The organism is Actinomadura sp. 7K534 (assembly GCF_004348575.1).
GTDB lineage: Bacteria > Actinomycetota > Actinomycetes > Streptosporangiales > Streptosporangiaceae > Spirillospora > Spirillospora livida.
Genome location: NZ_SMKB01000244.1, coordinates 1 through 10,467, shown reverse-complemented (window position 1 = coordinate 10,467; position 10,467 = coordinate 1). Strand labels below are relative to the sequence as shown.

The 10,467-nt window shown below is 73.4% G+C and carries 14 protein-coding genes; 11 read left to right on the top strand and 3 right to left on the bottom strand.

The window, feature by feature from the left end:
* Window positions 1-477 precede the first annotated feature (477 nt).
* The 11 genes from E1266_RS31055 (at window position 478) to E1266_RS31005 (ending at window position 7,836) form a co-directional block, all read left to right on the top strand.
* Entirely contained in the window at window positions 478-2,076 is a 1,599-nt protein-coding gene (locus E1266_RS31055; protein ID WP_207946017.1) for a sensor histidine kinase, read from the top strand.
* Window positions 2,073-2,744 carry a response regulator gene (locus E1266_RS31050; RefSeq protein ID WP_132053122.1) on the top strand — a complete coding sequence of 224 codons (672 nt, stop codon included), beginning with the start codon at window positions 2,073-2,075 and terminating at the stop codon, window positions 2,742-2,744. Before E1266_RS31055 ends, E1266_RS31050 begins: the two co-directional genes overlap by 4 nt.
* A gap of 48 nt (window positions 2,745-2,792) precedes the next feature.
* Window positions 2,793-2,993 carry a hypothetical protein gene (locus tag E1266_RS31045; RefSeq protein WP_132053120.1) on the top strand — a complete coding sequence of 67 codons (201 nt, stop codon included), beginning with the start codon at window positions 2,793-2,795 and terminating at the stop codon, window positions 2,991-2,993.
* A 138-nt stretch (window positions 2,994-3,131) separates the two neighbouring features.
* Window positions 3,132-3,563, top strand: a complete 432-nt coding sequence (locus E1266_RS31040; RefSeq protein WP_243719096.1) for an Asp23/Gls24 family envelope stress response protein — start codon at window positions 3,132-3,134, stop codon at window positions 3,561-3,563.
* 25 nt (window positions 3,564-3,588) lie between these two features.
* Entirely contained in the window at window positions 3,589-3,978 is a 390-nt protein-coding gene (locus E1266_RS31035) for a hypothetical protein (RefSeq protein WP_347876759.1), read from the top strand.
* A gap of 14 nt (window positions 3,979-3,992) precedes the next feature.
* Entirely contained in the window at window positions 3,993-4,172 is a 180-nt protein-coding gene (locus E1266_RS31030) for a hypothetical protein (protein WP_132053124.1), read from the top strand.
* Window positions 4,169-4,522, top strand: a complete 354-nt coding sequence (locus tag E1266_RS31025) for an Asp23/Gls24 family envelope stress response protein (RefSeq protein WP_132053116.1) — start codon at window positions 4,169-4,171, stop codon at window positions 4,520-4,522. The genes E1266_RS31030 and E1266_RS31025 overlap by 4 nt, the downstream gene beginning before the upstream one ends.
* Window positions 4,519-5,127, top strand: a complete 609-nt coding sequence (locus E1266_RS31020) for a DUF6286 domain-containing protein (protein ID WP_132053114.1) — start codon at window positions 4,519-4,521, stop codon at window positions 5,125-5,127. The genes E1266_RS31025 and E1266_RS31020 overlap by 4 nt, the downstream gene beginning before the upstream one ends.
* The gene (locus tag E1266_RS31015) at window positions 5,127-5,705 is read left to right on the top strand and encodes an alkaline shock response membrane anchor protein AmaP (protein ID WP_132053112.1); all 579 of its coding nucleotides are present in this window, start codon (window positions 5,127-5,129) and stop codon (window positions 5,703-5,705) included. The genes E1266_RS31020 and E1266_RS31015 overlap by 1 nt, the downstream gene beginning before the upstream one ends.
* 343 nt (window positions 5,706-6,048) lie before the next feature.
* A complete protein-coding gene (locus E1266_RS31010) occupies window positions 6,049-7,212 on the top strand; it encodes a thiolase family protein (protein WP_132053110.1) in 1,164 nt (387 codons plus the stop codon).
* A gap of 177 nt (window positions 7,213-7,389) precedes the next feature.
* On the top strand, window positions 7,390-7,836 hold the full coding sequence (locus tag E1266_RS31005) for a helix-turn-helix domain-containing protein (RefSeq protein WP_132053108.1): 447 nt from the start codon (window positions 7,390-7,392) through the stop codon (window positions 7,834-7,836).
* A gap of 144 nt (window positions 7,837-7,980) precedes the next feature.
* Here E1266_RS31005 and E1266_RS31000 read toward each other — a convergent pair whose 3' ends face one another.
* The 3 genes from E1266_RS31000 to E1266_RS30990 all read right to left on the bottom strand — a co-directional run bounded on the left by E1266_RS31000 (window position 7,981) and on the right by E1266_RS30990 (window position 10,355).
* On the bottom strand, window positions 7,981-8,322 hold the full coding sequence (locus E1266_RS31000) for a VOC family protein (protein ID WP_132053106.1): 342 nt from the start codon (window positions 8,320-8,322) through the stop codon (window positions 7,981-7,983).
* A gap of 11 nt (window positions 8,323-8,333) precedes the next feature.
* On the bottom strand, window positions 8,334-9,557 hold the full coding sequence (locus E1266_RS30995) for a Cmx/CmrA family chloramphenicol efflux MFS transporter (protein WP_132053104.1): 1,224 nt from the start codon (window positions 9,555-9,557) through the stop codon (window positions 8,334-8,336).
* Between the two features lie 228 nt (window positions 9,558-9,785).
* Entirely contained in the window at window positions 9,786-10,355 is a 570-nt protein-coding gene (locus E1266_RS30990; protein ID WP_132053102.1) for a TetR/AcrR family transcriptional regulator, read from the bottom strand.
* Between the last annotated feature and the right edge of the window lie 112 nt (window positions 10,356-10,467).

The following is a 10,467-nucleotide window of genomic DNA, read 5'->3' as shown; positions in this document are numbered from 1 at the left end:
CGGTGGGGCACGAGGACCTCCTTGGCGTGGAGTTGGTGTGTGGTAGCTCCACACCACGCCAGGAGGTCCTCCTTATTGCAAGATCATCCAGCCCGTGTCGCCGTCACCAACGTCCATGGGCAGTACAGCTAGGCGAGCCGGAGCGATGCAGCGATCGCACGCATTGCCCGCCGAAGGGAAGGCCCTCTAGGGCCTGACCGCCAAGGGCGATGCAATAAGCACGCGGCGCCCGTCCGGGTCAGGCCCGCACTTTCTCCTGAGCCGGACGGGCGACCGCGCCCTGGGACAGGCGCCCATGTGCCGGCGGAGCGGGCACATGCACACGGTGGGCGCCTGCGTGGGGGGAGGGGCCGCGCAGGTCGAACCATCGATCGGCGAGGGGCTCGTTACCGTACCCGGGAGTTTGCGCGTTCCGGAGTCGGCGGTCACCCTTGTGTACATTTCGTTCACGGTGAGGCCGAGACGAAAGGTGCGCGTGTGCGGCGTCCCGAATGGACGATTCCCGGCCGCTGGAGTGTGGCGCGGCAGCTCCTGGTGCTGCAGGCGGCGATCGTCGGGCTGCTGGTGGCGGCGGGCGCGGGCATCGCCTACCTGGACGCCGGGCGGTCCGCCGACGACGCGGCGGCGCAGACGGTGACGGCGCTCGCGAAGAGCATCGCCGACGCCGACAACGTGCGCGTCGCGGTCGCGACCCCCGATCCCAGCCGGCTGCTGCAGCCGTACGCCGAACGCGTCCGCCACGACACCGGCGTCGACTTCGTCACGATCATGAGCCCGGCCGGGATCCGCTACACCCACCCGAACCCGTCCCGGATCGGCGGGCCGTTCGTCGGCAACACCGGGCCCGCCCTCGCGGGGCTGACGTTCACCGAGACCTACACGGGGACGCTCGGCCCGTCCGTCCGCACCGTCGCCCCGGTCTACGACGACGGGCGCATCGTGGCGCTGGTCGCGGTCGGCATCACGATCCGCGTCATCACCGCCGAGCTGCGGCAGCGGCTGATCTCGCTGGCCGTCGTCGCCGCCGCGGTGCTGGCGGTCGGCGTGGGCGGCAGCTATCTGGTCGCCGCCCGGCTGCGCCGGCAGACCCGCGGCGTCGCGCCCGGCGAGCTGCGCGAGATGTTCGAGTACTACGAGGCCATCCTGCACACCGTCCGGGAGGGCCTGCTGCTCCTCGACCGCTCGGGACGCGTCGTGCTGTGCAACGACGCCGCCCGCGACCTCCTCGACCTGGATCCGGACCCGCGGGGGCGGCGCGTCACGGAGCTGGGGCTGTCGGACGAGCTGGCCGCCACCTGCGCCTCGGCCGAGCCGCGGTCGGACGAGGTCCACGTCGCCGACACCCGCGTGCTCGTCGTGAACACCAAGCCCGTCCGGTCGCGGGACACGGCGATGGGCAACGTCGTCACGCTGCGCGACCACACCGAGCTGCAGGTGCTGACCGGCGAGCTGGACACCGTGCGCGGGTTCGCCGAGTCGCTGCGCTCGCAGGCCCACGAGGCGGCGAACCGGCTGCACACCGTGGTGTCGCTGGTGGAGCTGGGCCGTCCCGACCAGGCCGTCGAGTTCGCCACCGCCGAGCTGCGGACCGCGCAGCGGCTCACCGACCGGGTCGTCGGGTCGGTGTCCGAACCGGTGCTGGCCGCCCTGCTGCTCGGCAAGTCCGCGGAGGCGGGGGAGCGCGGCGTCGAGCTCGCCGTCACCGAGGACACCGTCATGGAGGGCGTGGCCGAGCCCCGCGACCTCGTCACCATCCTCGGCAACCTCATCGACAACGCGGTGGACGCCGCGCTCGCGGGCGCGGACGTCCGGCCGCCGCGCGTGGTCGTCAGCGCGCGGCAGGAGGACGGCGCGCTCGTCCTGGAGGTGGCCGACAGCGGGCCGGGCGTGGACCCGGACGCGGTGCCCGAGATGTTCCGGCGCGGCTGGACGACCAAGACGTCCGGCGGGCCCGTCGGGCACGGCATCGGCCTCGCGCTGGTCGGGCAGGCCGTCCGCCGCCACGGCGGCGACGTCCGGGTGAGCCACGACGAGGGCGCCGTGTTCACCGTCCGGCTGCCGCTGGAAGCGCCATGATCAAGGTGCTCGTGGTCGAGGACGACCCCGTCGCCGCCGAGGCGCACCGCTCCTACGTCGAGCGCGTCGCCGGTTTCACCGTCGGCGGCGTCGTCCACTCCGGGGCGGAGGCGCTGCGATTCTGCGAGCGCTCCGCCGTGGACGTCGTCCTGCTCGACTTCTACCTCCCCGACACGCACGGCCTCACGGTGTGCCGTGCGCTCCGCGCCGCGGGCAGCGAGGTGGACGTCATCGCCGTCACCTCCGCCCGGGACCTGGCCGTGATCCGGTCGGCGGTGTCGGTCGGCGTCGTCCAGTACCTGCTCAAGCCGTTCACGTTCCCGTCCCTGCGCGACAAGCTCGAACGGTACGCGCGGTTCCGGGAGCAGGCGGTCGGCGCCGGGGAGGTCAGCGGCCAGGCCGACGTGGACGGGATGCTCGCCACCCTCCGTACCCCCGGCCACCGCACGCTGCCCAAGGGCATGAGCGACGAGACGCTCCAGGCCGTCACCGAGGTGCTGGCCGGCGCCGCCGACGGGCTGTCCGCCGCCGCGGCCGCCGACCTCACCGGCGTCTCCCGCGTCACCGCGCGCCGCTACCTCGAATACCTCGCGGAGAACGGCCTCGCGCACCGCCGCCCGCACTACGGTCAGGTCGGGCGCCCGGAAGTGCGCTTCTACCCCGGGTAGACGGGGTACTCATGTGACGAGTGTGATCGACATCGGGGGAGTGTTGTCGTGAACGACAAGCAAGGCAAGGACAGGGCGGCCGGGAGCACCGGGCGGGAGGGCGGTTCGGGCGGCGGTACGGGCAAGCGTCCGAAGAAGCCCGGTGACGCGGCCCGCAAGATGCGCGCGATGTTCCAGGGGACGAGGCCGGCCGGCGAGGCCCGGCCCGCACCACGCGGCGGTGGCACCCGCTCCGCACCCGCCGAGTAAACGGGGGTTAACCTGCTCTTTCTCCAAAGTGGCGATTCGTCCGATACATGGTGAGCATGAATCGGACATCAGTGACTTTGGGGGGACGGTATGAGTCAGGATGACACACGGACCGCCGGTCAGGGCTCCACCGGGACGATGCGCAAGCGGGGTCCTGACGGCGGTTCCAGCGAACTCGTCACAGAAGACGGCACCACCCGGATCGCCGACACCGTCGTCGCCAAGATCGCGACGATGGCGGCGCGGCAGGTCGGCGGCGTGTACGCGATGGGCAGCGGGATGTCCCGGACGCTCGGCTCGGTCCGGGAACGCGTGCCCGGCGTCGCGTCCGACGACACCCAGGGCGTGGACGTTCAGGTCGGCGAGCGCCAGGCCGCCGTGGACATCGACCTTGTTGTGGAGTACGGGCTCTCGATCCCGGACCTCGCGGGCGCGGTGCGCGCGAACGTCGTCAACGAGGTCGAGCACATGTGCGGCCTGGAGGTCGTCGAGGTGAACATCACCGTGGACGACGTCCACCTGGACGGCGACGAATCCGACGAGCAGTCCGCGGGGCCCCGTGTCCGATGATCGCCTGGACGAGCGAGGCGGACCCATGGGCGCGACGGAGAGCGGTGCCCGGCCGGAGATGAGCGAGGCGTCCGGCCCGGCGCCGGCCGCCGGGGCTCCCGCGGCCGGTGGCGCGGGCCGGGTCGAGCTGGCGCTGCGGCTGGGCGAGGCGGCGATGCGGTGCGCGGACGTGCTGGGACTGACGTCCGGGCCGCGCGGCTGGATCGCGACCTACCGTCCGGGGCCGCCGCTCGCGGGGGTGGCGGTGCGTTCCGGGGAGGTCGAGGTCGGAGTCGTCGTCCGGTACGGACGGCCGTGCATGGAGATCGCCGACGACGTCCGGCGCCTGGTGCGCCCGCTCGCCGGCGGGCGGCGGGTGACGGTCCTGATCGGGGATCTGGCGGAGGAACGGCCCACGAGAGAGGGGGATTCGTAATGGACATGAGACTGCTGTGGCCCCTCGTCGGAATGGCCTTCGGGGTGGCGCTGGGATTCGCCGGAGCGTTCGGGGGGTTCGGGCCGTTCTTCATCGTCCTCTTCCTCGGCGCACTCGGCTTCCTGGTCGGCCGCGCCATCGAGGGCGATCTCGACCTCGGGCGGCTGATCGGCACCGGTCGGCGGTCGCGATGAAGAACGGGGAGCGGGGCACCACCACGATCCGCGAGCAGGCCGTGGCGCGCATCGTCGCGCGGGCCGCCGCGGAGATCGGCGAGTCCGGAGGGGTCGGCCGGGCGGTCCTCGGCGTGCCGGTCCCCGGACGCCGCCCGGCCCGCACCGAGGTCCGGGTGAACGGGGACGTCGTCACCGCGAAGGTGGTGATGTCGGTGACCTACCCGATGCCGGTGCGCGATGTGGCGCGGAGGGTGCGGGAGAGCGTGCGCGCCAGGGTGGCGGAGCTGACCGGCTACTCCGTCCGGCAGGTGGACATCGACGTCTCCGAGCTGGGCCGTCCGGGCGCCGGTGAAAGGACCGTGCGGTGACCGCGCAGGCCGGTCTCCGGCCCGCCGTCGAGCGGGCGGACCCGAAGGCCGGCTCGCGGAAGGCGGACCGGGCGGCGAGGCACGTGTTCCGCTCGCGCCGGGTCCGGACCGCCATGGTCGCCGCACTGCTGCTGACGGCGGGCGGCGTGCTCACCGCGATCGAGGTCATCTCGACGCTGCTCGACCGTCCCGTGCGCGTCTTCCCCTACGGGTGGGTGAGCGACGCGGCGTGGGACGACTGGTACGTGCTCGCGATCTTCGGCGCGCTGGCGGCGCTCGGCCTCTTCTTCCTGCTGGCGGCCCTGCTGCCGGGCAGGTCCCGGACGGTCCCGCTGCACGGCGGCGATCCCGCCCTGGTGATGGGGGTGAGCAGGCGCGGGCTCAGGCGCGCCGTCGCCGCGGCGGCCGAGGAGGCGCCGGGCGTGTCGGGCGTGGCGCGGGTCCGGCTGGGGCGCCGGCGGGTGACGGTGGTCGCCGAGACGCCCGTGCACGAACCCGCGGGGCTGCACGAGGGCGTCGCCGAGACCGTGCGCGACCGCCTCGACCGCCTCGAACCGTTGCCCGACCGGTCGGTGCGGGTGCGGATGCTGCACCGGGGGGCGTGATGGACCGCCGTCCCGCGCACCTCAACCGCACCGGGCTGATCCTGGTCGGTGTCGTCCTCGCGGCCGCGGGGGGCGCCGGCCTCGCGCGGGGCCTCGGGGTCTTCGGGGACGGACGGGCGTCCGCGCCGGTCCTCACCGCAGGGGTGCGCCGATTCGCCGAGGACAACGCCTGGTTCTGGCCGGCCGTCGCCGCCGCCGCGGTCGTCCTGGCGCTGCTCGGCATCGCCTGGCTGCTCGCCCAGGGGCGCACCGGCAGGCTGCCGGGCCTGGCCCTGGAACCGGACGCCGGGGCGGGGACGACGCGCCTGTCGGCCAAGGCCGTCTCCGCCGCGCTCGAAGCCGAGATCGGCGAGTATCCGGGCGTCCGGAAGGTGCGGGCCCGCCTGATCGGTTCGTCCGGCCGGCCGGAGCTGCGGCTGAACATCGCGTACGGGGAGCACGCGGACCCCGCCGAACTGCGCCGGCGCGTCCAGGACGAGGCCGTGCCGCGGCTGCGGGCCGCGCTCGAACGGGACTCGGTGCCCACCGTGGTGCGGCTGCGCCTCGTGTCGGGGGAGCAGACCCCGACCGTCGTCTGAGTGCTTGCCGACACTTTGGTGGCGATTGAGGGCTGTTTGCCGCTTATGGGGCTAGCGTCGAAAGCGAACGTGACGTCGAGGGCATGAAGGAGGCGCGCTTGTCCGACCTCGCACTGTCGGGCGGCTCCACCGCGGGGCCCTTTGGCGTATGGAGGAAAGAGACGGACCACAGTATGGGCCCCTCCCGCTGAGCGGTCCGACGGCCCGGGAGCCACGGCGGTATACGCCGGGCTCCCGGGTTTCTTTCGTGTGAGGCAGCCCACGCGCGCAGTGGGTTGTGTTTTCCAACTTACTGATCGGATACTCCGAGAGTGAGTTGGAAAACACAACGGAGGTGGGAGTCATGCGCGACGCGGTGATCGTGGAGGCCGTGCGCACCCCGGTGGGCAAGGGCAAGCCGAACGGGTCGCTGCACGACGACCACCCGGCCGACCTGCTGGCCCGGACGCTGCGCACGCTCGTCGAACGCGCGGGCATCGACCCGGCCCGGGTGGACGACGTCGTCGGCGGCGTCGTCACCCAGGTCGGCGACCAGGCGCTCAACATCACCCGCACCGCCGTCCTCGCCGCGGGGTTCCCGGAGAGCGTCCCCGCCATGACCGTCGACCGGCAGTGCGGCTCGTCGCAGCAGGCCCTGCACATCGCGGCGCAGGGCGTGCAGAGCGGCGCGTACGACATCGCGATCGCGTGCGGCGTCGAGTCGATGTCCCGCGTGCCGATGGGGTCGAGTGTGCTGCCCGGCACGAACCCCTTCGGGACGATGCTCGGCGAGCGGTACCCGGCCGGCCTCGTCGGCCAGGGCATCAGCGCCGAGCTGATCGCCGCCCGCTGGGACCTGCCCCGCGAGGAGCTCGACGCCTTCGCCTACGAGTCGCACCGCCGCGCCGCCGAGGCGTGGAAGAACGGCGAGTTCGACCGCGAGGTCGCCTGGGCGGGCCAGTGGGACGAGACCGTCCGTCCCGGGACGTCCCCGGAGATCCTCGCCGGGCTCGCACCGGCCTACTACGACGAGCGCACGGCCGAGCGGTTCCCCGAGATCGCCTGGAAGATCACCGCGGGCAACGCGTCGCCGATCAACGACGGCGCCGCCGCCGTGCTCGTCATGGGCGCCGACGTCGCCGAGCGCCTCGGCCTGCGCCCCCGCGCCCGCTTCCACGCGTTCGCCGTGACCGGCGACGACCCGCTGCTGATGCTCACCGCGATCATCCCCGCGACCGAGAAGGTCCTGGACCGGGCGGGCCTGTCCCTCGGCGACATCGACCTGTTCGAGGTGAACGAGGCGTTCGCCCCGGTCGTGCTGGCCTGGCAGCGCGAGACCGGCGCCGACCCCGCCCGGGTCAACGTCCGCGGCGGCGCGATCGCGATCGGCCACCCGCTCGGCGCCAGCGGCACCCGCATCATGACGACGCTCCTGCACGCCCTCGAAGACCGCGGCGGACGCTACGGCCTGCAGACCATGTGCGAGGCCGGCGGCCTGGCCAACGCCACCGTCATCGAGCGGCTCTGACGGATGGGCCGGACGGGCAGGGCGGCCGGTGCGGCGTCCGCGGACGCCCACCGGCCCCCGCCGGATCGCGGCGCAACACCCGCGGAGCCGGGCGGGACGCCGCCGCCCGGCCGGTCACGACCGGTGAGGGCCGCAGGCCCGGCCGAACGGCCGGAGCGGCGCATTAGGCTGCGTGGTATGCCGAAGGACGCCCAGCCACGTGAGTGCTCGGTCGCCGACACGCTGGAGCTGGTCGGCGAGCGCTGGAGCCTGCTCGTGATCCGCGAGCTCGTCTACGGGGTGCGGCGCTTCGACGGGATCGCCCGGAACACGGGGGCGTCCCGCGACATCCTCACGTCCCGGCTCCGTAAGCTGGAGGCGAACGGCATCATCCGCCGCGAGCGCTACAGCGACCGGCCGGCCCGCTACGAGTACCACCTGACCCCCGCGGGCGTGGAGCTGTGCGATGTCCTGCTCGTGCTGATGAAGTGGGGCGACCGCCACCTGAACGCGGACGACCCGCCCGTCCGCTGGCAGCACTCCTGCGGCAACCCGGTCAGCCCCATGGTGATCTGCCGCCACTGCGGCAACGAGGCCCGCCACGGCGCCCACTCGCCCACCGGACGCGGCGTGCTGACGTCCTGAGCCCGGCCGGTCAGCGTTCCGCGGCGAGGCGGACGCCGAGCCCGATGAACAGCCGAGCCCGATGAACAATCGAGGTCGGCAGGAACAGGGTGAGCAGATCCGCATCGACCGGCACCTATTGATCGCGACACGGCATCCCGGCGCTCAGCCCGGCCCGCCGCCGAGGCTGACCTCGTTGCCGTCGGGGTCGCGGTAGATCACCTTGGCCACGTCGTTCTCGTACGTCTCGCGGTCCGTGGGCTCGATGCCGCGTGCGGTGATCGCGCCGACCCGGTCGTCGAGGTCGTCGACGTAGGAGAACACCAGCGCGTGCCCGGCCCGCTCAGGGTCTTGGACGATGTAGACGTACCGGTGCTCGGCCACCTCCCACACGGCCTCGATGTCGTTCGGCAGGAACGACGGCTCCCTGCCGAAGAACCGCTCGTACCACGGCAGTGCCGCCTTGTAGTCGGTGACGGGAATGCCGGCGAAGAGGTCCAGCGCCATGTTCTCTCCCTCTACGTGGAGCCTGAGTGCTGCCGGTACCGACTCCGGCGGCGGAGGAAAGTCATCGCCGTGCCTCGCTCGCCGGCCGTGATCACGTGGCGGAAGGGGAGCGCCAGGAGCAGGGCGACGGCGACGAGGAGCCCGCTCGTCCAGAGGGGGCCGAGCTCACCGGCCCCGGTGCCGAGGGTGGCCGCGGCGATGAGGGGCCCGGCGGCGGCACCGGTGTTGAGCGCCGCGATCGAGTAGGAGCCGGCCATGGTGGGGGCGCCCGCCGCCTCGTAGAGGACGCGCGTGATCAGCGTGCCGCCCAGCGCGAACGACAGGGTGCCCTGGACGAACACGAGGACCAGCAGCGCGACCGGTTCCCCGGCGAGCAGCGCCATGGCCGGCCAGCCAGCGAGCAGCAGCGGTCCGCCGGCCGCGAGGACCAGGCCGGGGCGGCGGTCGGACAGCCGTCCCGCGATGGTCACCCCGGCGAAGGAGCCGGCGCCGAAGAGCACCAGGGCGACGGAGATCCACCACTCGTCCAGCCCGCCGGCGCCGGTCACGACCGGGGCGAGGAAGGTGAAGCTCGCGAAGGTCGCCGCGTTGACCAGCGCGCCGAGCAGCATGACGAGCAGCAGCCGCGGCCTCGCCAGGAGCACGAGTTCCGCCCGCAGCGGCGAAGCGGCGGCGGTGCCCGGCTTCGCGCGGCGGCCCGGAACCCCCGTCAGAATGCCGATGGCCGCGGGCAGGCAGAGCGCGGCGACGGCCCAGAACGTGGCCCGCCACCCGTGCAGCGCGCCGAGCACCGAACCGCCGGGGACCCCGGCGATCGTCGCGACCGTCGTGCCCGACAGCAGCACGGCGAGCGCGCGTCCCTTCCGGCCGGTCGGGACGAGCGCGGCGGCGGTCGTCAGCGCCACGGCGAGGAACCCCGCGTTCGCGAGCGCCGCGAGGACGCGGGTCGTGAGCAGGACCGGGAGGCTCGTGGTGAGGGCGCCCACGGCGTGGGCCGCCGCGAACAGCAGCAGGAAGCCGAGCAGGCTCGCCCGTCCCGGCCGGTTGCGGGCGAGCGCCGCCATGAGCGGGGCGCCGGCGGCCATCCCGATCGCGAAGGCCGAGGTGAGGGCGCCCGCCGCCCCGACCGTGACGCCGAGGTCCGCGGCGATGTCCGGGAGGAGCCCGGCGAGCATGAACTCCGAGGTGCCCATGGCGAAGACCGCCAGGGCGAGCAGGTACAGCGAGAGAGGCATCGAGTCGATCCCGAGGTGAGGAGGAGCACGAGAGGAGACGTCTCGTCACCGCGGTCAGCGCCCGATGGGCGCACCGGTCCGGCCGCGGGCGCGGCGGGACGGGAAGCTCAGTGGTTCAGGGAGCTGACGGCGTGACCGAAAGCCCCCGCCTTGGACGCCTCGGGGCTCGACATGCCGAGCACGCTACCCGCCCACCGCCCACCGGAGCACCCCGATTTCCGCCACGGGTCAGGAGGTCGCGTCCAGGAGGGCGCGGGCGCCGGTCCGGGCGGTCGCGGCGGCCGTGGGGTCGCCGTGGACGCCGGCCACCATGATGGCCCCCTCCGCTAGCAGGTGGATCGGCTCGGCGGCGGACGGGGCGACGGCGGTGACCAGTTCGACGACCTGGTCGTGGAACGCCCGCTTGTGCGCCCGCACCGCCGCGGCGATGGCCGGGGACGACGGGCCCAGCTCGCCGTGGACGTTGGCCCACGCGCAGCCGCGGAAGCCCGGTTCCGCGAACCACACGCCGAGCCAGTCGAACATCGCGAGCACGCGTTCCCGGGCGTCCGGCACCTTTGCCACGTGGGCCGCCAGGCTCTCCCGCCAGCGCCGGTCGCGGCGCTCCAGCATCGCGACGACTAGGGACTCCTTCGTCGGGAACAGGCGGTAGATGCGCTTCAAAGGGAGCCCTGAGACGGCCCGCAGCTCGTCCATCCCGACCGCTTGCACGCCTCGCGAGTAGAAGAGGTGCTCGGCGACGTCCAGCAGCGCCCCGCGGTCCCGGTCCTGCTGCTCCTGCGTGATCGCGGCCGGCATCACAGCGCTCCTGCCTTGACGTCGAGAACGAGCGTTCCCTAGGTTAGCGGTAGTTATTGAGAACGTACGTTCTCCACCTGAGGAGGCCAGCATGTCCGAAGCCCGCCCGCCC

Bases quoted from the DNA above. Each gene is read 5' to 3' on its own strand.
- E1266_RS31050 (WP_132053122.1), top strand. From the start codon at position 2,073: ATGATCAAGGTGCTCGTGGTCGAGGACGACCCCGTCGCCGCCGAGGCG.
- E1266_RS31040 (WP_243719096.1), top strand. From the start codon at position 3,132: ATGCGCAAGCGGGGTCCTGACGGCGGTTCCAGCGAACTCGTCACAGAA.
- E1266_RS31035 (WP_347876759.1), top strand. From the start codon at position 3,589: ATGGGCGCGACGGAGAGCGGTGCCCGGCCGGAGATGAGCGAGGCGTCC.
- E1266_RS31025 (WP_132053116.1), top strand. From the start codon at position 4,169: ATGAAGAACGGGGAGCGGGGCACCACCACGATCCGCGAGCAGGCCGTG.
- E1266_RS31015 (WP_132053112.1), top strand. From the start codon at position 5,127: ATGGACCGCCGTCCCGCGCACCTCAACCGCACCGGGCTGATCCTGGTC.
- E1266_RS31010 (WP_132053110.1), top strand. From the start codon at position 6,049: ATGCGCGACGCGGTGATCGTGGAGGCCGTGCGCACCCCGGTGGGCAAG.
- E1266_RS31005 (WP_132053108.1), top strand. From the start codon at position 7,390: ATGCCGAAGGACGCCCAGCCACGTGAGTGCTCGGTCGCCGACACGCTG.
- E1266_RS31000 (WP_132053106.1), bottom strand. From the start codon at position 8,322: ATGGCGCTGGACCTCTTCGCCGGCATTCCCGTCACCGACTACAAGGCG.
- E1266_RS30995 (WP_132053104.1), bottom strand. From the start codon at position 9,557: ATGCCTCTCTCGCTGTACCTGCTCGCCCTGGCGGTCTTCGCCATGGGC.
- E1266_RS30990 (WP_132053102.1), bottom strand. From the start codon at position 10,355: ATGCCGGCCGCGATCACGCAGGAGCAGCAGGACCGGGACCGCGGGGCG.